20 protein-coding genes and 5 tRNA genes are annotated in these 22,933 nt (G+C 63.6%); 7 read left to right on the top strand and 18 right to left on the bottom strand.

The window, feature by feature from the left end; translation table 11 throughout:
- Positions 1–7: 7 nt before the first annotated feature.
- Positions 8–1,567: a DHA2 family efflux MFS transporter permease subunit gene (locus NCS28_RS08145; protein WP_250513346.1), complete on the top strand. Its 1,560-nt coding sequence runs from the start codon at positions 8–10 to the stop codon at positions 1,565–1,567.
- 57 nt (positions 1,568–1,624) lie between these two features.
- On the opposite strand, the gene truB is transcribed toward NCS28_RS08145, so the two are convergent.
- The 9 genes from truB to NCS28_RS08190 form a co-directional block, all read right to left on the bottom strand.
- The gene (gene truB, locus NCS28_RS08150; protein WP_250513347.1) at positions 1,625–2,563 is read right to left on the bottom strand and encodes a tRNA pseudouridine(55) synthase TruB; all 939 of its coding nucleotides are present in this window, start codon (positions 2,561–2,563) and stop codon (positions 1,625–1,627) included.
- Between the two features lie 3 nt (positions 2,564–2,566).
- Positions 2,567–2,953, bottom strand: coding sequence for a 30S ribosome-binding factor RbfA (gene rbfA, locus NCS28_RS08155; RefSeq protein WP_250513348.1), 387 nt, complete (start codon positions 2,951–2,953; stop codon positions 2,567–2,569).
- A 95-nt stretch (positions 2,954–3,048) separates the two neighbouring features.
- Positions 3,049–6,033 carry a translation initiation factor IF-2 gene (gene infB / locus NCS28_RS08160; RefSeq protein WP_250513349.1) on the bottom strand — a complete coding sequence of 995 codons (2,985 nt, stop codon included), beginning with the start codon at positions 6,031–6,033 and terminating at the stop codon, positions 3,049–3,051.
- 93 nt (positions 6,034–6,126) lie between these two features.
- On the bottom strand, positions 6,127–7,602 hold the full coding sequence (nusA, locus tag NCS28_RS08165; RefSeq protein WP_062254664.1) for a transcription termination factor NusA: 1,476 nt from the start codon (positions 7,600–7,602) through the stop codon (positions 6,127–6,129).
- Positions 7,599–8,057 carry a ribosome maturation factor RimP gene (gene rimP, locus NCS28_RS08170; RefSeq protein WP_250513350.1) on the bottom strand — a complete coding sequence of 153 codons (459 nt, stop codon included), beginning with the start codon at positions 8,055–8,057 and terminating at the stop codon, positions 7,599–7,601. The genes nusA and rimP overlap by 4 nt, the downstream gene beginning before the upstream one ends.
- Positions 8,058–8,424: 367 nt before the next feature.
- Positions 8,425–10,320, bottom strand: a complete 1,896-nt coding sequence (gene rluB / locus NCS28_RS08175) for a 23S rRNA pseudouridine(2605) synthase RluB (RefSeq protein WP_250513351.1) — start codon at positions 10,318–10,320, stop codon at positions 8,425–8,427.
- 130 nt (positions 10,321–10,450) lie between these two features.
- The gene (gene scpB, locus NCS28_RS08180) at positions 10,451–11,434 is read right to left on the bottom strand and encodes an SMC-Scp complex subunit ScpB (protein WP_250513352.1); all 984 of its coding nucleotides are present in this window, start codon (positions 11,432–11,434) and stop codon (positions 10,451–10,453) included.
- 341 nt (positions 11,435–11,775) lie between these two features.
- Positions 11,776–13,011 carry a pyridoxal phosphate-dependent aminotransferase gene (locus NCS28_RS08185; RefSeq protein WP_250513353.1) on the bottom strand — a complete coding sequence of 412 codons (1,236 nt, stop codon included), beginning with the start codon at positions 13,009–13,011 and terminating at the stop codon, positions 11,776–11,778.
- A gap of 73 nt (positions 13,012–13,084) precedes the next feature.
- The gene (locus tag NCS28_RS08190) at positions 13,085–13,987 is read right to left on the bottom strand and encodes a LysR family transcriptional regulator (RefSeq protein ID WP_250513392.1); all 903 of its coding nucleotides are present in this window, start codon (positions 13,985–13,987) and stop codon (positions 13,085–13,087) included.
- A 426-nt stretch (positions 13,988–14,413) separates the two neighbouring features.
- Between NCS28_RS08190 and NCS28_RS08195 the strand changes: the two genes are divergently transcribed.
- Both NCS28_RS08195 and NCS28_RS08200 read left to right on the top strand, forming a co-directional pair.
- Positions 14,414–14,815 (top strand): transposase, encoded by a 402-nt coding sequence (locus NCS28_RS08195; protein WP_014191699.1) that lies wholly within the window; start codon positions 14,414–14,416, stop codon positions 14,813–14,815.
- A 226-nt stretch (positions 14,816–15,041) separates the two neighbouring features.
- The gene (locus NCS28_RS08200) at positions 15,042–15,299 is read left to right on the top strand and encodes a hypothetical protein (RefSeq protein ID WP_250513354.1); all 258 of its coding nucleotides are present in this window, start codon (positions 15,042–15,044) and stop codon (positions 15,297–15,299) included.
- Positions 15,300–15,536: 237 nt separating this feature from the next.
- On the opposite strand, the gene NCS28_RS08205 is transcribed toward NCS28_RS08200, so the two are convergent.
- Complete coding sequence (locus NCS28_RS08205) at positions 15,537–15,848, bottom strand: hypothetical protein (protein WP_250513355.1); 312 nt, start codon at positions 15,846–15,848, stop codon at positions 15,537–15,539.
- Positions 15,849–16,195: 347 nt separating this feature from the next.
- Here NCS28_RS08205 and NCS28_RS08210 point away from each other — a divergent pair, with 347 nt between their 5' ends.
- Both NCS28_RS08210 and NCS28_RS08215 read left to right on the top strand, forming a co-directional pair.
- Positions 16,196–16,837: a YdcF family protein gene (locus tag NCS28_RS08210; RefSeq protein WP_250513356.1), complete on the top strand. Its 642-nt coding sequence runs from the start codon at positions 16,196–16,198 to the stop codon at positions 16,835–16,837.
- A gap of 239 nt (positions 16,838–17,076) precedes the next feature.
- Positions 17,077–17,322 carry a hypothetical protein gene (locus NCS28_RS08215; protein ID WP_250513357.1) on the top strand — a complete coding sequence of 82 codons (246 nt, stop codon included), beginning with the start codon at positions 17,077–17,079 and terminating at the stop codon, positions 17,320–17,322.
- A 92-nt stretch (positions 17,323–17,414) separates the two neighbouring features.
- Here NCS28_RS08215 and NCS28_RS08220 read toward each other — a convergent pair whose 3' ends face one another.
- The gene (locus NCS28_RS08220; RefSeq protein ID WP_250513358.1) at positions 17,415–17,831 is read right to left on the bottom strand and encodes a gamma-glutamylcyclotransferase family protein; all 417 of its coding nucleotides are present in this window, start codon (positions 17,829–17,831) and stop codon (positions 17,415–17,417) included.
- A 152-nt stretch (positions 17,832–17,983) separates the two neighbouring features.
- Between NCS28_RS08220 and NCS28_RS08225 the strand changes: the two genes are divergently transcribed.
- Positions 17,984–18,826, top strand: coding sequence for an AraC family transcriptional regulator (locus NCS28_RS08225; RefSeq protein WP_250513359.1), 843 nt, complete (start codon positions 17,984–17,986; stop codon positions 18,824–18,826).
- An 18-nt stretch (positions 18,827–18,844) separates the two neighbouring features.
- Here the strand turns inward: NCS28_RS08225 and NCS28_RS08230 are convergent, their stop codons facing one another.
- The 7 genes from NCS28_RS08230 to gltX all read right to left on the bottom strand — a co-directional run bounded on the left by NCS28_RS08230 (position 18,845) and on the right by gltX (position 21,773).
- Positions 18,845–19,309, bottom strand: a complete 465-nt coding sequence (locus NCS28_RS08230) for a GNAT family N-acetyltransferase (protein ID WP_250513360.1) — start codon at positions 19,307–19,309, stop codon at positions 18,845–18,847.
- Between the two features lie 163 nt (positions 19,310–19,472).
- Positions 19,473–19,549 (bottom strand) — tRNA-Asp (locus NCS28_RS08235).
- Positions 19,550–19,619: 70 nt separating this feature from the next.
- Positions 19,620–19,695, bottom strand: a tRNA-Glu gene (locus NCS28_RS08240).
- A 72-nt stretch (positions 19,696–19,767) separates the two neighbouring features.
- A tRNA-Asp gene (locus NCS28_RS08245) sits at positions 19,768–19,844 on the bottom strand.
- A gap of 69 nt (positions 19,845–19,913) precedes the next feature.
- Positions 19,914–19,989, bottom strand: a tRNA-Glu gene (locus NCS28_RS08250).
- A 159-nt stretch (positions 19,990–20,148) separates the two neighbouring features.
- Positions 20,149–20,224 (bottom strand) — tRNA-Ala (locus NCS28_RS08255).
- A 139-nt stretch (positions 20,225–20,363) separates the two neighbouring features.
- Positions 20,364–21,773, bottom strand: coding sequence for a glutamate--tRNA ligase (gene gltX, locus NCS28_RS08260; protein ID WP_250513361.1), 1,410 nt, complete (start codon positions 21,771–21,773; stop codon positions 20,364–20,366).
- 194 nt (positions 21,774–21,967) lie between these two features.
- On the opposite strand from gltX, the gene NCS28_RS08265 reads away from it, so the two are divergent.
- A complete protein-coding gene (locus NCS28_RS08265) occupies positions 21,968–22,897 on the top strand; it encodes a patatin-like phospholipase family protein (RefSeq protein WP_250513362.1) in 930 nt (309 codons plus the stop codon).
- Positions 22,898–22,933 lie beyond the last annotated feature (36 nt).

Here is a 22,933-nt window from a genome sequence, read left to right on the forward strand (position 1 = left end):
ATCGCCAATGTCTTCGCAAAACGTCGTTCATCCGCCGCTGTCAGGCGGAAAGCTCGTCATCGGGACGATTGCCGTATCGCTCGCGGTGTTCATGAACGTGCTCGACACGTCGATCGCGAACGTCTCGATTCCGTCGATCTCCGGCGACCTCGGCGTGTCGTCTGATCAGGGCACGTGGGTCATCACGTCGTTCGCGGTCGCCAATGCGATCTCGGTGCCGCTCACCGGCTGGCTCACGCAGCGCATTGGCCAAGTGCGGCTCTTTCTCGGCTCGATCATCTTGTTCGTGCTCGCGTCGTGGCTTTGCGGCCTCGCGCCGACGCTGCCGTTTCTTCTCGCCGCGCGCGTGCTGCAAGGCGCGGTCGCCGGCCCGATGATCCCGCTCTCGCAGACGCTCTTGCTCGCGAGCTATCCACGCGAAAAAGCGCCGATGGCGCTCTCGATGTGGTCGATGACCACGCTCATCGCGCCGGTCGCGGGCCCGGTGCTCGGCGGCTGGATCTCCGACAATATTTCGTGGCCGTGGATCTTCTACGTGAATATTCCGGTCGGCATCGCCGCGGCGATCGCCACGTTCGCGATCTTCCGCGACCGCGACTCGGCGATCCGCAAGGCGCCGATCGACACCGTCGGGCTCGCGCTGCTCGTGATCTGGGTCGGCTCGCTGCAGGTCATGCTCGACAAGGGCAAGGATCTCGACTGGTTCAACTCGACGACGATCGTCGTGCTCGCGCTCGTCGCGGTGATCTCGTTCGCGTTCTTCATCGTGTGGGAGCTGACGGCGGAGCATCCGGTCGTGGATCTGTCGCTGTTCGAGCTGCGCAATTTCACCGGCGGGACGATCGCGCTGTCGATCGGCTACGGGCTCTATTTCGGCAATCTGGTGCTGTTGCCGCTGTGGCTGCAAACCGATATCGGCTACACCGCGACGAACGCCGGCCTCGTGATGGCGCCCGTCGGCCTGTTCGCGATCCTGCTCTCACCGATCACCGGCAAGTTCCTGCCGCGCACCGATCCGCGCTACATCGCGACCGCCGCGTTTCTCGTCTTCGCGTTGTGTTTCTGGATGCGCTCGCGCTATACGACCGGCGTCGATACGTGGGCGCTCACGGTGCCGACGCTGATTCAAGGCATCGGCATGGCGGGCTTCTTCATTCCGCTCGTGTCTATCACGCTGTCGGGCTTGCCTGGGCATCGGATTCCGGCGGCGTCGGGCTTGTCGAACTTCGTGCGGATCATGTGCGGCGGCATCGGCACGTCGATCTTCTCGACTGCGTGGGAGCATCGTTCGATCGTGCATCACGCGCAGCTCGTCGAACAGGCCAATTCGTACAACCCTGTCTTCGCCAATTCGATGCAGCAGATGGGCGCGCTCGGCTTCTCGAAAGAGCAGACCTACGGCCTGTACAACAGCATGGCGACGCAACAGGCCGCGCAACTCGGCGTGAACGACATGTTCTATATCTCGGCGGGAATTTTCGTCGCGCTGATCGCGCTGATCTGGATCACGCGGCCCGAGCGTTCGGGCGGTGGGGATTCGGCAGCGGCGGCGTCGGCGGCGCATTGATCGACTTGCCGCTGCAGGAAGAAAAGAGCCCGATTGATCGATCAATCGGGCTCTTTTTTATTGCGCTGTCACGATCAGCCGTTCGGGCGCCAGCACGCCCTCGCCGGCGCGCGCCACGCCGAGCAAGCGGCCGCCCTCTTGCGCATAGACACGCACGCGGCCTTCTTCGAGACGATTTTCCACGACGTCGGCCAGACGCAGGCGTTGGCCGTGCAGGAAACGCTTCGTCGCTTCATCGTTCAACTGGACCGCGGGAAAGGTCGAAAGAAGCGCATCGACAGGCTGAAGCCGTGCATCGCGCTCGGCTTCGTTCATGCCGATGAGTTCGTCCAGCGTGGCCGCATGTTCCAGCGTCAGCGCGCCCACGCCGGTGCGGCGCAGCGCCGTCAGATGCGCGCCGCAACCGAGCGCCTCCCCGATATCCTCCGCCAGCGTGCGCACATACGTGCCCTTGCTGCACGTCACGCGAAACGTCACCAGCGGCAATGCGCACGCGATCAACTGCAACGCGTGAATCGTCACCTGACGACCTTCGCGTTCCACCGTCTGACCCGCGCGCGCGTATTCGTAAAGCGGCTTGCCGTCGCGCTTCAGAGCGGAGTACATCGGCGGGACCTGGATGATGTCGCCGAGAAAACTCGTCATCGCTTCGGATACAGCGGCTTCGTCGCACGTTACGTCACGTGTGTCGACGGCCTCGCCCTCGGCATCCCCGGTCGTCGTGCTGATGCCGAGTCGCATGGTCGCTTCGTATGTCTTGTCGGCATCGAGCAGGTCTTGCGAAAACTTCGTCGCTTCGCCGAAGCACAGCGGCAGCAAGCCGGTCGCGAGCGGATCGAGCGTGCCCGTGTGGCCCGCCTTCTTCGCGAGATAAATCCGCTTCGCCTTGATGAGCGCGTCGTTACTTGATAGCCCGAGCGGCTTGTCCAGCAACAGCACGCCGTCCAGCGCGCGGCGCGGAATCTTCGGCCGCGCCTCGTTCTTCGAACCGCTCATCGTTCAGGCGCCTTCCTGACCGTCGTCCGCATCCTTCGCGCGGGAGGCGTTCGCTTCGTCGATCAGGCGAGACATTTCGACGGCCTTCTCGATCGTCTGGTCATAGTGGAAATGCAGCGTCGGCACCGTGTGGATATGCAGGCGCTTGAACAGCATATTGTGCAGATGCCCCGCGGCGTGATTCAGACCCTGCTCGGTCTGCTTCGGATCGCCGGTGAGCGTCGTGAAGTAGACCTTCGCGTGCGCGTAGTCGGGCGTGAGTTCGACGCTCTGAATCGTCACGAGACCGATGCGCGGGTCCTTGACCTCGCGCATGAGCTCCGAAAGATCGCGCTGGATCTGGTCCGCAATCTGCACGTTGCGGTTCGTGGATGTCCGTCTTTTAGCCATGATGTCGTTTCCGTGTTTCTTTTCTTGCCGCCTGAAGCAAAAAGGGCGGAGCGAGCCGCCAGGCTCACCCCGCCCTTTTCTCGGCGGCTAGCGCATTACAGTGTGCGAGCCACTTCCGTCACTTCGAAGACTTCGAACTGGTCGCCTTCCACGACGTCGCTGAAGTTCTTGATCGACATACCGCACTCGAAGCCCTGACGCACTTCCTTGACGTCGTCCTTGAAGCGCTTGAGCGAATCGAGCTCGCCGGTATGGATCACGACGTTGTTGCGAATCACGCGCACCGACGAGGAGCGCTTGACGACGCCGTCCGTGACCATACAACCCGCGATCAGGCCGACCTTCGGCACGCGGATGACCTGACGCACCTCGACCATGCCCGTCACCGTCTCGCGCTTCTCCGGCGCGAGCATGCCGGACATCGCCGCCTTCACCTCATCCACAGCGTCGTAGATGATGTTGTAGTAGCGGATGTCGATGCCGTTCGCCTCGGCCAGCTTGCGGGCTTGCGCGTCCGCACGCGTGTTGAAGCCGATGATGACCGCCTTCGACGCCGTTGCCAGGTTGACGTCCGATTCGCTGATCGCGCCAACCGCGCTGTGAACGATCTGCACGCGCACTTCGTTGGTCGACAGCTTCTGCAGCGACTGAACCAGCGCCTCCTGCGAACCTTGCACGTCCGCCTTGACGATGAGCGGCAGGTTTTGCACTTCGCCTTCGCCCATCTGCTCGAGCATGTTTTCGAGCTTGGCGGCCTGTTGCTTGGCCAGCTTGACGTCGCGGAACTTGCCTTGACGGAACAGCGCGATTTCGCGTGCCTTGCGTTCGTCCGGCAGAACGATGACTTCCTCGCCCGCCGCCGGCACTTCCGACAGACCCTGGATTTCCACCGGGATCGACGGACCCGCCGTTTTCGTCGGCTTGCCGGTCTCGTCGAGCATCGCGCGGACGCGGCCATACGCGCTGCCGGCGAGAACCACGTCGCCGCGATTCAGCGTGCCCGACTGCACCAGGATGGTCGCGACCGGACCCTTGCCCTTGTCGAGCTTGGCTTCGATGACGAGACCCTTTGCGGCTGCCTCGACCGGCGCGGTCAACTCAAGCACTTCGGCTTGCAGCGACACGTTTTCCAGCAGATCGTCGATGCCGCGGCCGGTCTTCGCCGACACTTCGATGAACGGCGAATCGCCGCCGTACTCTTCCGGCACCACGCCTTCCGCGACGAGCTCCTGCTTCACGCGGTCCGGGTTAGCTTCCGGCTTGTCGATCTTGTTGATCGCGACGACGATCGGCACGCCGCCCGCCTTCGCGTGGGCGATCGCTTCCTTCGTCTGCGGCATCACGCCGTCATCCGCCGCGACGACCAGAATGACGATGTCGGTCGCCTTCGCACCGCGTGCACGCATGGCCGTAAAGGCTTCGTGACCCGGCGTGTCGAGGAAGGTGATGACGCCACGCGGCGTTTCGACGTGGTACGCGCCGATATGCTGCGTGATGCCGCCCGCTTCGCCCGCCGCCACTTTCGCGCGACGGATGTAGTCCAGCAGCGAGGTCTTGCCGTGGTCGACGTGACCCATCACGGTGACGACCGGCGGACGCGGCAGCTTCTCTGCCGTGTCTTCCGTCGCTTCGCCTTCGACGAGCAGCGCTTCCGGATCGTCCAGCTTCGCCGCGACTGCGCGATGGCCCAGTTCCTCGACGACAATCATCGCCGTTTCCTGGTCCAGCACCTGGTTGATCGTGACCATCTGACCGAGCTTCATCATCACCTTGATGACTTCCGAAGCCTTCACCGACATCTTGTGCGCGAGGTCGGCCACCGAGATGGTTTCCGGCACATGCACTTCACGGATGATCGGCTCGGTCGGCGCCTGGAACGTGGTCTGTTCCTGATGCTTGCCACGTCCCTTCGGACCGCCGCGCCAGCCGCGATCGACACCGCCGCTCGAATCGCCGCGTGTCTTCATGCCGCGGCGCTTGGATGCGTCGTCCTGCTGCCAACCGCCCTTGCCGGCCTTCTTCTTGTCGCCGGCGCCTGCCGGAGCCGTCGACGCGGGAGCCGGCGCACCGCCTGCGGCCGGCTTCTTCGCCGCCGCCGGACGTGCCGCCTGCGCGCCTTCCGGCTTCGCGGGCTTGTGCAGCGTGCCCTTCGCTTCGGCGGCCTTCGCCGCTTCCGCCGGCTTCGGTGCGGGCGCGGGTTCCGGCGCCTTCACCTGCGCCTTGCGCGGGGTGTTCATCATTTCGCGGATCGCACGTGCTTCGGCTTCCGCCGCCGCACGACGCTTCGCGATGGCTTCCTGCTCCAGACGCGCCTTCTCGGCCTTTGCCTTCGCGTCTTCTTCCGCCTTCTTCGCGGCTTCACGCTGGGCGGCACGCTCGCTCGCAGCCTTTTCTTCCGCTGCCTTTTCGGCGGCTTCGCGCTGAGCGGTATCGTCCTGCTTCGGTTCCGGCTTCGCTTCGACTGCCGGCTGCGTGCGGGTTTCCTGACGCGCGGACTGCGCCGCACGCGAGATTTCCGCCGCCTGTGCGGCAGCCGCCGCCCGGCGCGCTGCTTCCTCTTCCTGCTTTCTGCGCTCGGCTTCCGCCGCTTCCTCGCGGGCGCGGCGCTCGGCTTCCTCGCGCTCAAGCTTCGCCTGTTGCTCCTTCAGCTCACGCTCTTCGCGCTCGAGCTGCTCGGCGGCGCGACGCGCTTCTTCCTCGCGGCGCTGCAGTTCTGCCTCGTCGACTTCCGGCTCTTCGACGTGATTCGGCGCTGCCTCGGCCTGTTCGACGCCGGGTTCGTCACGTTTCACGAAAACACGCTTTTTGCGCACCTCGACCTGAATGGTGCGAGCTTTACCCGTTGCGTCGGATTGCTTGATTTCCGACGTATGCCGGCGGGTCAAAGTGATCTTGCGCTTGTCGGCGTCGGCGGAACCGTGCGACTTGCGCAAATGATCGAGCAGACGCGCCTTGTCCGTTTCGGACAGGTCGTCGTTCGCGCTCGCTTTCTGGACGCCTGCCGCCTGCAACTGCTCGAGCAGGACGCCCGCAGGCATTTTGAGTTCCGCGGCAAATTGGGCTACGTTGTTACTCGCCATTCATTCCTCTTGATGCAAGGACAGATCCTTGCGGTTAGATCGGGGTCACGCGGCCAGACAGGCCGCCAAATATCAGTGCGCCATGGTCATTTCTCACTGGAACCAGTGTTCACGTGCTTTCATGATCAACGCCTTAGCGGCATCCTCTTCCATACCGGTCATTTCGACCAGTTCATCGACTGCCAGCTCCGCGAGGTCGTCGCGGGTCTGAATCTGGTGCTCCGCGAGCTTTGCAAGCAGCTCGTTGTCCATGCCATCGAGGCTCTTCAAATCGAGCGCGACGCCTTCCACTTTCTCTTCGTTGGCGATCGCCATCGTGAGCAGCGCGTCGCGCGATCGGTTGCGCAGTTCGTGCACGGTGTCTTCGTCGAAGGCTTCGATTTCGAGCATTTCGTTGAGCGGCACGTAGGCGATTTCTTCGAGGCTCGTAAAGCCTTCGTCGATCAGGATGTCGGCGACTTCCTCGTCCACATCCAGACGCGCCATGAACAGGTCGCGCAACTTGCCACGCTCTTCGTTCTGTTTCAACGCCGACTCGTCCGGCGTCATGATATTGATTTGCCAGCCGGTGAGTTCGCTCGCGAGTCTCACGTTCTGGCCGGCTCGGCCAATGGCGACGGCGAGCTCGTTCTCGTCCACGACGACGTCCATCGAGTGTTTTTCTTCATCGACGACGATCGACTGGACGGCTGCCGGCGCGAGGGCGCCGATCACGAACTGCGCGGGATCTTCCGACCATAGCACGATGTCGACGTTCTCGCCACCGAGCTCGTTGCGCACGGCCTGCACACGCGAACCGCGGATGCCGACGCACGTGCCGATCGGGTCGATGCGCTTGTCGTAGGCGATCACCCCGATTTTCGCACGCACGCCCGGATCGCGCGCGGCCGCCTTGATTTCCAGCAGGCCCTGTTCGATTTCCGGCACTTCCAGTTCGAAGAGCTTCATCAGGAACTCGGGCGCCGTGCGCGAGAGTTCGATCTGCGGACCGCGCGCGGTGCGGTCGACCTTCGCGATGTAGGCGCGCACGCGGTCGCCCACGCGCAGGTTTTCCTTCGGAATCAGCTGGTCGCGGCGCAGCAGCGCTTCGACGCGGCCCGACTCGACGATGAAATTGCCCTTGTCCAGGCGCTTCACCGAGCCGGTCATGATCTTTTCGCCGCGCTCGAGGAAGTCGTTCAGGATCTGCTCGCGCTCGGCGTCGCGCACCTTCTGCAGAATGACCTGCTTGGCGGCCTGCGCGCCGATGCGGCCGAACTCGATCGACGGAATCGGCTCCTCGATGAAGTCGTCCACCTCTGCGTCGGGCTTCTGCTCCTTCGCTTCGAACAGCAGGATTTCCTGATCAGGCTCTTGCAGGCCAGCCTCGTCCGGCACGACGCGCCAGCGTCGGAAGGTTTCATGCTCGCCGCTCTCACGGTCGATCGCGACGCGGATATCCACGTCTTCTTCGAAGAGCTTCTTCGTTGCGGAAGCAAGCGCAGCTTCCAGCGCTGCGTACACGACGTCCTTGTTGACGTTCTTTTCGCGTGCCAGCGCATCCGCCAGCATCAATACTTCGCGACTCATTGTTTGCGGCTCCTAAAATCAACCTTGGGGACGAGACGTGCTTTATCGAGGTCCGCGAGCGTGAAATCGAGCATCGCGGCGCCGTCCTTCCCTTCAAATTCCAATCCGATCGTTTCGCCGTTAGGGGCGTGCAAGATGCCACGGAACGATTTGCGCCCGTCCAGCGGCTTTTTCAACGTGATGGAGACTTCGCTCCCCGCGAAGCGCTCGAAATCCGCCAGCTTCTTGAGCGGGCGATCGAGCCCCGGCGACGATACTTCGAGCCGGTCGTACTCGATATTCTCGACTTCGAGCAAATATTGGAGCTGGCGCGTGACCTTCTCGCAGTCTTCGATGGCGATACCAGCCGGCTGGTCGATATAGACACGCAACATGCCGCCTCCCGAACGCTCGAGATCGACAAGCTCGTAGCCCAGGCCCGAGACCGTGGTTTCTATCAATTCCGTCAGTTGCACAGTAACTCCAAGGTGTTTCGCGCGCTCCACGCCAAACACCTGCGAGCGAGCGCCTTCATGCGGGCGCGCACCCCTGCTCCCGAGATGCCGAACCGAAAAGCCAAAAAAAAATGGGCGCAACGCCCATCTTCTTCAACCAGGTCGCACCCGGGCAGCGAAAAAACTACGTGCCCAGCGACTTCGTGATTTTAGCCATTTTTCAGGACAAACGCAAACGTAACGCACTCTTTCAGCCCTGATGGGCCTAGCTTCACGTCGATTCGTCTTTCGCGATTCCTGAAGCGCCATGCGCATGTTTTGTCGCCGCCGGAAGCAGGTGTGAAGCATCACAGCCGGTTCCCGGCGACGTCTTTGCGTAATGCGACGCTCAACGGCCGCGTGAGCGATTGCGCGCACCGCGTCCGGCGCCGCCGCCGGCCTTGCCCTGCGCCGCACCCGCGCCCTGCTGTGCACCGCCCTGGCGATTTCCGCGCGGGGCATTACCGCCCGCGGCGCGCTTGCCCGGACCGCCCATGCCCTGCGTCGCGCCTTGCGGACGAGCGCCGCGCGGACCCGGCCGGCCGCCGCCGTTCGCACGATTGCCGTTCGGCTCGTTGCCCATGCGGTTGCCGTTCGCTTCGCGGCCGCCGCGACGGCCCATGCCGCCCGCGCCCGCGTTGCCCGCGCCCGTGCTGCCGCCGAATCCGCCCATGCCGCCGAGCCCGAAGCCGCCCGCCGCGCCGCCCGGCTGACCGCGCCGCCCGCCGCGCCCCGGCGTCTGCTGCTGAGTCATGCGCGAGTGCGAACTCAGCACCGGTTCGCGGGTGATGAAGCCCATCGACGTCTGCATCGGATCGGGTTGCACGCGCGGCGCCGCGCTGCGTCCGCCCTTCTCGGCCGTCGGCAGCTTCAGTCCGACCGACTCCATCAGGCTGCGCACCTGATTGTCTTCGAGCTCTTCCCAGCGACCGCGCTTCAGGCCACGCGGAAGCGCGATCGGACCGTGACGCGTGCGGATCAGGCGGCTCACCATCAGGCCCGCCGCCTCGAACATGCGGCGCACTTCGCGATTTCGGCCCTCGGCCAGCGCGACGTGATACCAATGGTTCGTGCCTTCGCCGCCGCCGTCCTGAATGCGCAGGAAGTTGGCGGGACCGTCGTCGAGTTCGACGCCCTTCAGAAGCTTCTGCTTCATCGCCTCCGACAACTGGCCGACCACGCGCACCGCATATTCGCGCTCGACGCTGTAGCGCGGATGCATGAAGCGGTTCGCCAGATCGCCCGACGTCGTGAGCAGCAGGAGGCCTTCCGTATTGAAGTCGAGACGGCCGACCGCGAGCCATTTGGCGGTTTTCATCGACGGCAGCTTGTCGAACACGGACGGACGGCCTTCCGGGTCCGCGTGGCTGACGATCTCGCCCGTCGGCTTGTGATAGAGCAGGACGCGCGGCGGCTTGCTCGCGAGCTTGCGCTTGAGCGGCTTGCCGTTGATGCGCACCTGATCGGTCGGCATGATGCGCTGGCCAATATGCGCCGGTTCGCCATTCACCGACACGCGGCCGGCGATGATCAGTTCTTCCATGTCGCGGCGCGAGCCCATGCCCGCGTCGGCGAGCACTTTGTGCAGCTTCGGTGCGTCGTCGTCCGGCTCCAGCACGCGCTTTTGCTGCGGGGCGTTGCGGCCGCGTCGCAGCATTGGCGCGCGCACGCCGCCCGAACCGTTGTCGGCGTCGAAGGCGGGCGAGGTCACGTAGGCGAACACGTCGTCGACGGCGGCAGCGGCCGCGCTCTCGACCGTCGCGGGTCCCGAATCGTTGCGCTTGCCGCGCTTTTGCTGCGGCGGGTTCTTGCGCCGTCCGCCTTCGCGCGGCGCGGGCGCGGCGGCCTGCGCGACCGGTTCCCCTGCCGCTTCGACACCTGCTTCACTCGTCTCGGCGCGCGCGTTCTTGCGGCCGCGGGGACTTGCCCCTTCGCTCTTGCGCGGCTTCGCACTCGGGTCCTTGCGCGGCGTGCGGACGTGCGCGGCGGCGACGCCATCGGGCGGCGTCTCGTTCATCGCGCCCGGCGCGCCTTCGCCGTCCTTGGTCTTCGCGACAGCGCGACGCCGTGCGATCAGGCTGCGCGGCCCGCGGCGCAGTCCGCGGCGCGGACGGTCCTCGCCCTCGCCGCCTTCATCGGCGCGCTCGGCGCGCGTGCGTTCGCCGGCATCGGCCGACTCGGGTGCGTCGGCGGCATGCGCCGGACGCGCGGATTCAGGCGAATCGCTGTCGTGGGAGTGTGTCAAAACAACCTCAAATGTCGAATCGCGCGCCCGTCGCGGGCGCGTCTAAAAATCCGCTGATCGGTCCGGCTGGTCGTCTCGAAATGATCTTTTTGGAGAGCCGGGTTGCGAGATCAGGGGCCTTGCAATTGCGTCAGGCGCGGCGCGCCTTCGGTTCTTCGGAGTCGTCGTCCAGTTCTGCGTCGTTCGATGGACTCGCGTCTCGTTCCGCGTCTCGCCCTTCTTCACGCGACATCGACACGGGTGCGTCGTGCGCGGTGTTCAGCGACTGCGCGTGAATCCCGGACGGCAATGCGACGCGCTCATCCAGCGCATCCGCATGTTCCGTTTCGGGCCTTTCCTGCTGTCCTTCTGCCTGTTCCTGCTTGACCGAAACCTCGGCGGCGCCCTCATCGCCGCCGGATGCTTCGGTTTCGACGGCTTCGTCCGATTGCACCGCTTCAACGGCGTTGACCGGCGCGGCGGCATCGTGTTCCCCGTTATTCGTCGCGTCCGTCGCTTCCGGTACGTCCTGCGTCTGAGCGCTGGTCGGCTGCGCGTCCCCGGCGATGCTGTCGGGAAATTCGATCGAATGCTGCGCGAGCAGCGATGCTTCGAGTTGCGCCGCCGGATTATCCAACGCGGGCAGTTCGTCGAGCGCGGTCAGGCCGAGGTCGTCGAGAAACTGCTTGGTCGTCGCGTACAGCGCCGGGCGGCCCGGCACGTCGCGATGACCGATCACCTCGATCCAGCCGCGATCTTCCAGTTGCTTCACGACCTGCGTATTCACCGTCACGCCGCGAATCTCTTCGATATCGCCCCGCGTCACCGGCTGCCGATACGCAATGATCGCGAGCGTTTCGAGTACGGCCCGCGAATACCTGGGCGGTTTTTCCGGATGCAGCCGATCGAGATAGCCCCGCATTGCGGGCTTGCTCTGAAAGCGCCAGCCCGAGGCGAGCGCGACGAGTTCGACGCCGCGTCCCGACCAGTCGGCCTTGAGCGCTTCGAGCAACGTGCGAACGGTATCCGCCGAAATGTCGTCGGCGAACAGCTTGCGCAATTCATTCAGCCTCAGCGGTTCCTGCGCGCAAATCAAGGCAGTCTCGAGGACGATCTTCGCCTCTTGGGTATTCATGCAGCTTGGGTCAACCCTGTATGGTCAATGATTCAATTCAAAATCGGGCTTGCGCAGGACCGAACGCCACCAAACCGGTGCGAACGATAAAGCTGGACGCGGAGTTTCAAGACGCGCTCGCCCGATTGTAATCGGTCATATTGATTGGGAGCACGCACCGGGGAGAGGCGGTATTGGGCGATCGGTGAGCGAATCGCCGGGCCATCCCAGCCGGACGAGGTGGCGCTTTCATAGGCGAAAGCGCGTGACTGAGCGCCATATTACGCAAAAACAACCGGGGCGTAAAGGTGATCGCTTAATCCGCGGCGGAACTCACTCGACGCGGTCCCGCACGCCACGGCTCATGCGACGGCGCGCGCCGCGAGGAAGCGCTGCAAACGCTCGACGCCCGCGTCGAGCCGCGCCGGATCGCACGCGTAGCACCAGCGCACGAAGCCTTCGCCTTCCGGACCGAACGCGCTACCCGGCGCGAGCCCGAGACCGGCTTCGCGCACGAGCGACTTGCATAAGTCGAGACTATTCCGCGCGCCCGGCAGCGAGAAGAAGAGATACATCGCGCCGTCCGGAGCACGGACGTCGACGCCTTCGATCGTCCGCAGCGCCTTCACCAGATGGTCGCGGCTCGCGCGCAAATCGCCGACGAGCGTCTGAGTAAAATGCTCGCCCTCTTCCACCGCGACGATGCCCGCCTGCTGCACGAACGACGGCGCGCACGAGGTGTTGTATTCGACGAGCTTGCCGAGATCGTCCATCAGCTGCGTCGGCGCAACGAGCCAGCCGAGACGCCAGCCGGTCATCAGCCATGCCTTCGAAAACGAATTCACCGCGATCACGCGTTCGTCGCGCGCGGCGAGATCGAGAAAGGAAGGTGCGACATGCGCGCCATCGCCGTAATAGAGACGCTCGTAGACTTCGTCCGCGACGATCCAGATGCCGTGACGGCGGCAATGCTCCAGCACGGTGCGTTGCTGCTCGCGCGTCATCGTCCAGCCGGTCGGGTTGTTCGGCGAGTTGATCATCAGCATGCGCGTGTCCGGCGTGAGCGCGGCGAGCAGGCGATCGAGATCGAGCGTCCAGCCGTGCGCGCCGTAAGTCAGCGAGACCGTGGCGACATGTGCGCCGAGGATCTTCGGTATTTCGACGAGATTCGGCCAAAGCGGCGTCACCGCGACGACCCGATCGCCCGCGCCGACGACGAGCTGCGCCGCGAGCATCAGCGCATTCACGCCGGCGCTGGTGACGGCGATATGCGCGGGCGACGTCGCGCCGTGCAGCGCGCTCACGTAGCGACCGAGCGACTCGCGCAGCGGTCCGATGCCGAGATTGTGCGTGTAGAAGGTAGCGCCGTCGGCGAGCGCGCGGCTTGCGGCGTCGCGAATGAACTGCGGCGTCACGCGATCCGATTCGCCGAACCAGAACGGCAGCACGTCGGGTACGCCGAAGCCGGCGTTCGCGACCTCGCGAATCTGCGACGGCCTCAACGCGCGCACCGCGTCGCGCGCATTCGGCGCACCGGATCCGTGCACGCCGGCCAGTTGGCTCAGTTCGCTGATCACCGCTCCTTCCGACTCGCTCATCGCTCGCCCCGTCGTCTTGTCTAAAAAATTGCAGTCTAACGCGCGCGCTGCGTTTTCGAGACGGCCGACCAGCCTATACGAGGTCTTCCGCACGCCGCGGCAGCGATGCGATCACCGACCAGACCGATTCCGCCGCCGGCGAGAGCGAACGGTCGCGCCGGCGCACGAGTTCCACGGTGCGCTCGGCGCGCGGTTCGAGCGGCAAAGCCACGAGCGACGAATCGGCCGGCAGCGGCAGGGCCAGCCACGGCAACACGCTCACGCCGACGCCCGCCTCCACGAGCCCGAACACCGTCGCCGAATGGCCGAGCTCCTGCACCACTTGCGCTTGAACGCCGTGCTCCTGCATCACGGCATCGATGATCGGCCGGCTGCCGGATGCGTAGTCGAGCATCACGAGCCGCTCGTCCGCGAGCGCATCCCACGGCACCGCTGCCTCGCGCCCGAGCCGATGATCGCGCCGCGCGACGAGACAGAACGAATCGGTCATCACGGGCTCGCCGTACAGTTCTTCGGAAGAAAACGGTCCGATCACCACGCCGAAATCGACTTCGCCCGACTTGACCTTGCGCAGGACGTCGGACTGGACGTCATCGCGCAGGCTCAGGGTGATGAGCGGAAATTGCTGCAGACACGACGCGATTACGCGCGGCATCAGCCGGCACGCGACAGTCGGACTCGCCGCGACTATCACCCGCCCGCGACGCTGCTCGCCGAGATCGCGCACTTCGCGCAGCGCCTCGTCGAGATCCGCCAGCAGACGCGACACGGTGCCGACGAGATTCGCGCCCACGTCGGTCAGGAGCACTTCGCGCGTCGTCCGGTCGATCAGCTTGAGGCCGATTTCTCCTTCCAGTTCGCGCACACAGCGACTGACCGCCGACTGAGTGAGGCCGATCTCATCGCCCGCGCGGCTGAAACTGCGCAGTCTGGACACTTCGATGAAGACGCGCAGTTGCCGCAACGTCACGTTCAATGGCGCGTTCATTCATTAGGTTCATCAATCGACCGGTTTCATGCGCAGTATAGCGGACCATTGGTGTGATTTCATGCGCGAACGTACGTTTCGCTGCGGTGCAGCAATTTACCTAAACGCACGCTGGATGGGCCTATTGCACTTGATTGGTGATTGTCCCGATTTCTTAATCAGTCTGTTTCGGGTCTGATACGGGCCATGCTGGCATCGCGTCAGCCTACTGCCATGCGGGTTTCCCGGATTTCGCAACATGCGTGGCACGGTTCTCGCATTTCATTGCGCACAGAGGTCGGAGCCATCCGCGGTCATATTGAAACATTCGTCCGCCGCCACCGCTCCGGCCTTCCCAGGTATTCGTTTATCGAATTCCGCCCAGAGTGCGCGGCGCGGGGCAGCGCACCGGGGTTAGCTTCGCTGAGGTGAGATATGGTGCTGTTCGACGATTTGAGAGATAACGAGTGGGCGCTGGTCGAGGCGTTGTTTTGTGCCGAGCCGGCACGTAGTGAACGGCGCGGACGTCCGCGCGTCGAGGCGCGAGCCGTGGTCAACGCCGTGTTATGGGTGCTGTCCACCGGCGAAGGCTGGTCGAAGCTGCCCGGACGCTATCCGTCCCCCCCGACCTGCCGCCGCCGCTTCGATGAATGGCAAGCGGACGGCACGCTGGCCGAAATCGTGAAACGGCTTTCCAGCAACGGTCGTGAAGTGTCGTTGCGCGGGCGCATCGGTTCGAGCGCGGCAAAACCGCCGGCGCCGCCGAGTCGCGATCGTCTGCGCGGCGCGTTCTGGACCAACCCGGAATCGTGGCGCGCGCCGGCCAAGATGGCTTGACCGGGTTTGCTTTTTTTGAAGCCGGCGTCCGCCGGCCTCATGCAGACATCTCGCTTATCGCGCAGGCTACGGCCTGCGTGATCCACGTCCTTCGGAGTTTGTCGCGCACGCCTCGGCAAGCGTCGCAGCGAAACAACTCTTTACTAATCCTTACAGCGCCAAGGCGCATCACAGCATAATTTGATGAATGATCGAACAGGCCTGCGAAGGCTTCGAGGATTTCATCATGAAGGCATCGACTCTGCTCGTTCACGGCGCCTTCGTCGCGCTGACGAGCGCCGCCGCGATGAGCCAGGCCCGGCCTCCGCCGCCTGCATCCGATTTTCACGTGAGCACCAAGGCGTCGATGGCCGCGTCGCAGAACGCCGGCCGGACTCGAGACGCCGCGCCGCCAGCGCCGCGCGGCGATCTACGCGGCGACATTACGAGCAACGCGCGTCCACGCCCCGATTCGGAACGCGATCAGCACGTTCAGCATCATTGAATTCGCTTGCAGTATTGATGCGCGCCTCACGGAACCACTTCGGCGCGCGCCAGTCACACCCCATGCCATGAACAGCGCGTGGCAACAGTGATATCCGGTCTGCCCGTGTCGTTCGCGATACGGGCACTTTTTTGACTGAAGCTTGACTGCAGGCGGATTGTTGGCTCTTTCGTCCGACGACAACGTGCCCTCGACCCATGCGTCGACCGTCGACGGTATCCGGCTCAACCGAAAGGGCTAGACTCGCGCCTCCAGTACCGCTTCCTGACCACCGAACGTGTAAGGCTCCGCACGACGCAAGTCCCAGTCGCTGGTACGCTCGTCGCGCGAAAGCCGCAGGAACTCGTTCTTGCCGCGTTCGGTGACGACCGCGATATCGACCGGTGCATGAAATCCGGGCGCCGGTGCCACGGTGCGCTGCCGGGTGAGTTCGAGCAAACCCAGCGCGCGCAGGAGGTCGAAAACGTTGGGACGTTTTGCCCAGGGAACCTGACGATACTGCGCTCGGCGAAGTGCTTCGAGTACAACTTCGTTGGAATACGTGGTCATCTCGTTCTTTCTTCCTGTGCAGCCATGACGACGCTCGTGACGGTCGCAAGACGGTCCGCGACGTCGACTAAACGCGGCGCGCCGAATCTCGTCTGCGATGACGACTCGCAGCCGAATGTTTGGCCGCCGCTTGCGTTAGGTGCTGCTTTCTATTACAAGCCCCCGTTGAGAGCGCGCTGATCACGCGCTTTACTGCAACATCCGCCGATGCGTTCCAAAGCACGCGATGACGGAACGAATTGTCCTCAAACCAATACGTTACCCCAATCAAATTGGTTCTATTCACTTTATTGCTGCTTTTTTTTGCATTATTTGCGCTGTGGCGACGCCGCCGGGTCCAGATTGCGATGGTCTTGGCGGCGTTCGCGTGGGCGACCGGCGCGGGCTGGCTCGCGACTCCGTTGCTCGATCTCGCCCAGCATGGCTATCGTCATACCGCCGTGCCGTCGTTCGCCCCTCGCACGACGATGGTGCTGATGGGCGGCGGTACCAATCGTAGCGAAGCCGGACTCGTTCCGCAGTTCAACGCGATGCGGCGCATCGCCGCCGTCGGGATGCTTTATCGCGAGTGCCGTGAAACCGGCGCGTCCTGCAAGGTGATTCTGAGCGGCGGCGATCCGCAGCGCCACGGGCAGGCGGAAGCCGACAACTACGCGCCTTACGTGCTCGCGGAGGGCGTCGCGCCGGACGATCTCGTGCGCGAGAATCAAAGTCTGAACACGTACCAGAACGCGCGCAATGTGGCGGGAATTCTGGGGCCGACACATGACAACCGTTTGATCATCGTAACGTCGGCGTACCATATGCGACGCTCGATGAGCGCCTTCGAGGCTTTCGGCTACGCCCCCGTGCCTTATGTGTCGGACGTGCGGCCCACTCGCGTCACATTCTTTCCGCGTATCCGAGGCTTCGCGAACAGCGAACTTGCGATGCACGAACTCGTCGGGTTCGCGCGCTTCAAGGTGTATCGCTGGCTGCATCTTTACTGACGGCAACGCGACGCTAAGCACTCTAAATCAATTCGACGATGTTCATTAGCGGCATCGACGGACGCACGACGCACCATCGCCCGATTCCAGGCTTATGATTGAGATTGTCTGATCATCAGCCGCGCGAAGTTTGCAGCCGACGTCCCGGCAAGGCGGGAGCGCTTTTTGCTCAGACTCAGGCGTCATTCCACCGGATCGGACAGACGATTCCCGGGTTCAACTGCCACTAGGAGGTAACAATGAAGAAAGTGTCCCTGGCTGTTCTGTTGTCCCTCAGCGCGGTAGCATCGGGCGCTTATGCCCAGAGCGATCAGGGCGTGACGATGAGCACCGATCCCGCGAAGATCGCCGACATAGAATCGCGCGCGCAAAATTTACAGACGCAGCAAGACAACATGCAAAGCACGCGCTCGCAAGCACCTTCGCACAAGTCGATGCATCACAAGAAGTCGCCTAGCAAGCCCGCGGCCGGCTCGAGCCAGTAATCCCGGCTCCAGGCTGTAGACACGGGGCCATCCACGCCGCCTTGAGTCGATGCATCGGCTCGAAGGCGGCGCGAAGCATATTTAGTTGCCGCTCAAGCGCGGTTAGCGCGATGCGACACCCAGTCGCCGCTCTCGATCCGCGGCAGTCCGGCGACGGCCGACGCCGCGACCGGATAGATCAGACAATCGATCCGATCCCGCCTGCTCTCCACATCCACCTCCACATGCAGCCGATGCGAGCGGAATAACCCCTCGACGCCCGGATACACCTCTTCGATTTCATCGAGCACGGGCACGAGCGCGTCGTCGATGCGATAGACGTCGCCGCGAATCGGCGCGCCCTCTTCGTCGATCACGAGTCCCGGATACGTGCCGAAGTCGAAGAGACGCCCTTGAACGTGCGCGGCGCCGATCCATTCCGGCATCGCGATGCCGTTCCGACTGGCCGCCCGGTTGATATCGTTGACCTCGCCCGCGCGCAGCGTGCCGTAGACAAAAACGTATTGCATCGAAAAGCCCGCTCCTGTTGTCGGAAAGATGATCGACGGCATTATGCGCCCGGCAAAAATCGTGGCGCGCTCCGGCGAGCGCTTTCGGCTACCATCGGCGCGTGCGTGTCGATGGACGCCACGCGCCCGAACACACTTCAATCCGAACGAACATGCCTACGTTTGTAGAATCGAAGTCGTCGAGCGAGGAAGTCGAGCATCTCGACATTCCCGTCGAGCATTCGCCGACGCTCGATCATCCGATTCGCGTGCGGTCACGGCCGGTTCCTTACGGCGTGCGCATCGCACTGCATACGCATCCGTGGGCGCAGGTCGCGTACACCTCGCGCGGTGTGCTGCGCGTCGCGACCGCCGATTCGACCTGGATGGTGCCGCCCTCGCGCGCGATCTGGGTGCCGCCCAATGTCACGCATGAAGTCGTGATAGTCGAGGACGCCTATTTACGCACGCTGTATGTCGATGCGAGCGTCGTGCCGGCGGGTCTCGGCGCGTGCCGCGTCGTCGAAGTGTCGCCGTTGCTGCGCGAAGTCATCGCCGCGCTCGACGAGGAAGCGATTTCCCGCCAACGCGAGCGGCTGCTCGGCACGCTCGCGCTCGATGAGATCATCCGTTCGCAGCCGCTGCCGCTTTCGGTGCCGATGCCCAACGAGAAGCGTCTGCGCGCCTTGTGCAACGCCGTGCTGGCCGATCCGTCGCATTCGGATCTGGAACGTTGGTCGTCGGAAGCGGGCGCGAGCTCGCGCACCATCGCGCGGCTGTTCAGACGCGAACTCGGCGTGAGTTTTTCGCAGTGGCGTCAGCAGGCCGTGCTCGCGCGCGCCATTCCTTTACTGAGCCAGGGCCGCCCCCTCGCACAAGTCGCGCGCGAACTGGGCTATCAGAGCCAGAGCGCATTCTCCGCGATGTTCCGTCGCGCGTTCGGCGAAAGCCCGCGCGCATTTTTCGCGCGTGATAGCCGCGATGATCGCGCTACCCGCGACGTCGACGGCGCATAGGACCCGGACGCGCCCGCGTCAGACGCGCCGCACCATATGCCGTATCGCGCCGAGCTGCGCGAGACGCGGGCCGGCCGGCCGATATCCCAGACGCATGTAGAGACGCGCCGCGGGGTTATCGACGAATACGCGCAACTGACATTCCGCAAGCCCGCGCGCCCTCGCCCAGCGATGCGCAGTGTTCAGCAGGAACGTTCCCGCCCCGCGCCCGCGATAACCCTGCGCAATCTGAACATCGCGAATATGCAGCGAGTTGTCTTCCTCGGTGACGCGCATGACGCCGATCGGAATGCCGTCCGCCTGCAGGATGAAATTTTCTGACTCGCGCCAACTGGAAAGGAAGAGATCGCCGCGCCACACAAGGTTATGACGCCGGTAATAGCCGACCATGTTGTCGTGCGTGAGCGCTTCGGCGAATGGGAAGTCCGCCATGGCCGCCTGGCGCAATTGATAAAGCGAGAGGTCTTCGGTCGGGTCGAGCATCGCACGGGCACGAGAACAAGTGCCTAAACACTAAGACAGTGCGCGCGGGCTGGCAATGGCCATTATCACGGTCGAGTGCGGATCGAACGCGTACGAAAGGGATTCGCGCGGCGAGCGGGCAAAAAAAATCCAGCCGACGGGCTGGATTTTTCGCACAACGTGTTGGCGGAGCGGACGGGACTCGAACCCGCGACCCCCGGCGTGACAGGCCGGTATTCTAACCAACTGAACTACCGCTCCACTTCTTTTCATCGATTCGCGTTGTCACCTGCGAATCTTGCAGCGCTTTTACTAGCAGCCGCCGATGTTCTGGCGTCCCCTAGGGGATTCGAACCCCTGTACTCACCGTGAAAGGGTGATGTCCTAGGCCTCTAGACGAAGGGGACTTCAACTTCTACACAGCCTGCGGCGAAAAAAAACCGGCTCTCATTAGCCGGAGTGTTCCTGCTCGCAAGCGTTGGCGGAGCGGACGGGGCTCGAACCCGCGACCCCCGGCGTGACAGGCCGGTATTCTAACCAACTGAACTACCGCTCCACTTCTCTTCATCGACCGCAGTGTCACCTGCAAGTCTTGCAGCGCTTTTACTAGCAGCCGCCGATGTTCTGGCGTCCCCTAGGGGATTCGAACCCCTGTACTCACCGTGAAAGGGTGATGTCCTAGGCCTCTAGACGAAGGGGACAGAAACTTGTGATTCTGTCTTTACCGCGTTTCGCTTACTGGCTCATTTATTTGCCGCCAATCAGCGAAGAGCGAAATTCTATACAACTTCTTGTTACTTGTGAAGTATTTTTTGCGACTTCCGTTTCCGAATAACAGCTTCGCGACTTCACCTGTTCTTTGGTGGAGGTAAGCGGGATCGAACCGCTGACCTCTTGCATGCCATGCAAGCGCTCTCCCAGCTGAGCTATACCCCCTTGCAGAACAGAAACGAGATTGTATAGGGCGTTTTTGAAGCTGTAAATACCTTCTGACGACTTAAGTGCAACTTTTTTGTCTCGTCTGACGCCGATGCGCGCAATGGATGACGCGCGCGCGTCATCCGCCGATGCCCACTCAGCCGTTCGCCTTCTCCAGACGCTTCAACACCGTCTCCCGGCCGAAGAGCATCAGGACGGCGTCGATCGATGGCGTATGCGTCGTGCCCGCAACCAGCAGCCGCACCGGCATCGCGAGTTGCGGCATCTTGAGTTTGTGCGCCGTCAGCGTCGCCTTGAGCGCCGCCGCGATCGCTTCCTTGCTCCACTCGATGTCCGCGAGCGCCGCGCGCAATTCGGCGATGGCCGGACGCACCGCATCGGTGACGTGCTGCGCGAAGGCGTCCGCGTCGATGGCGGGCTCGCGATAGAACATCGCGGCGTTATCGGCGATCTCTTTCACCGTCGATGCGCGGTCTTTCAGCAACGCGATCGCCTGATCGAGCGGCGCGCCGCCGTCGATAGCAGCGGCATCGACGCCCGCCTGCAGCAGGAACGGCCGCGTCAGTTCCGCGAGCCGCGCGTTGTCCGCTTCCTTAATGTAATGCGCGTTGAGCCAGTTGAGCTTGTCGTGGTCGTACTGCGCCGGCGACTTGCCGAGATGCTCGAGATCGAACCATTCGACGAACTGCTCGCGCGAGAAAATCTCGGCATCGCCATGCGACCAGCCGAGACGCGCGAGATAGTTCACCACCGCTTCGGGCAGATAGCCGTTGTCGCGATAACCCGTCACGCTCATCGCGCCGTGACGCTTGCTCATCTTCTCGCCCTGCTCGTTCAGCACCGTCGGAAGATGCGCGTAGACCGGCACCTCGCCGCCCAGCGCGCGCAGGATGTTGATCTGGCGCGGCGTGTTGTTCACGTGATCGTCGCCGCGAATGACGTGCGTGATTTTCATGTCGAGATCGTCGACGACCACGCAGAAGTTATAGGTCGGCGTGCCGTCGGGACGCGCGATCACGAGATCGTCGAGTTCCTCGTTCGAGATTTCGATGCGGCCTTTCACCGCGTCGTCCCAGGCGACCGCGCCCGTCAGCGGATTGCGAAAGCGCACGACCGGCTTCACGCCTTCAGGAACCGGCGGCAGCACTTTGCCCGGCTCGGGACGCCACGTGCCGTCGTAGCGCGGCTTTTCGCCGGCGGCGCGCTGGCGCTCGCGCAACGCGTCGAGTTCTTCCGTCGACATGTAGCAGTGGTACGCGAGCCCCTTCTCCATCATCTGCGCGACGACCTCACGATAACGCTCCATGCGCTGCATCTGATAGAACGGGCCTTCGTCGAAATCGAGACCGAGCCACGCCATGCCTTCGAGAATCGCGTCGACCGATGCATCGGTGGAGCGCTCCAGATCGGTGTCCTCGATGCGCAGCACGAAGGTGCCCTTCATCTTGCGTGCGAACGCCCACGGATAGAGCGCGGAGCGGATGTTGCCGAGATGGATGAAGCCGGTCGGGCTCGGTGCGAAGCGTGTACGGACTTGGGTGGTCATTGCTGTTTACTCGATGAATGGCGGTGCGCGCTCGCGCTCGAATCCCCGCTCAAAATGAGACGAAATTATACTCGCCACCCGCTCGGCTCCGGTCCGCGCGCCTTTTGTTTTATGATGTGCGCGCTTTTCCCGATCTCCCGAAACGCCCGCATGGACGGCGTTGCCCGGGGCTCGCTGCACCGCTGGAGCACATCTTGAATTCATCGTCAACCAGTCTTTCGCGCCGCGCGTTTTCGCTCGCGGCTGCATCGTCCATTCTCGCCGCGTGCACGACCACGAAGAGCGGCGTGTCAGGCGACGCCGCGCCCGCCCCGGCGACCACGGAACCGCAGCGTCCGGTTCGCATCGGTCTCGCGCTCGGCGGCGGCGCGGCGCGCGGCTTCGCGCATATCGGCGTGATCAAGGCACTGGAGGCGCGCAACGTGCGCGTCGATCTCGTCGCGGGCACGAGCGCGGGTTCGGTGATCGCGGCGCTGTACGCATCGGGGATGACCGGCATCGCGATCAACAAGCTCGCACTCACCATGGACGAAGCGTCGATCAGCGACTGGGCGATGCCCTTTCGCACGCGCGGCATCCTGCAGGGCGTCGCGCTGCAAAACTACCTGAACAAGACGCTCGACAACCGTCCGATCGAGAAGATGGCGAAGCCGCTCGGTATCGTCGCGACGGATCTGAAAAGCGGGCAGCCGATTCTCTTCCAGCGCGGCAACACGGGCGTCGCGGTGCGCGCGTCGTGCAGCGTGCCGTCGATTTTCGAGCCGGTGAAGATCGGCGATCGCGAATATGTCGACGGCGGCCTCGTGAGTCCGGTGCCGGCCGCGTTCGCGCACAAGATGGGCGCCGACTTCGTGATCGCGGTCGATATCTCGGCGCGGCCGGAAAGCGGGCTCACGTCCAGCTCGTTCGACGTGCTCATGCAGACCTTCACGATCATGGGCCAAACCATCAAGGCCTACGAACTCGACAAATACGCGAACGCGGTGATTCGCCCGAATCTCCTCGCGATGAGCAGCAGCGATTTCAGCCAACGCAACGCGTCGATTCTCGCGGGCGAGGAAGCGGTCGCCAAAATGTGGCCGACGCTGCAGCGCCAGCTCGCGGAACGCGGCGCGCGGGTCTGATCGCTTTCGTCGCGCCAATGCAACGAGGCCACGCAA

Origin of the sequence: Caballeronia sp. INDeC2 (assembly GCF_023631325.1) — a bacterium.
GTDB lineage: Bacteria > Pseudomonadota > Gammaproteobacteria > Burkholderiales > Burkholderiaceae > Caballeronia.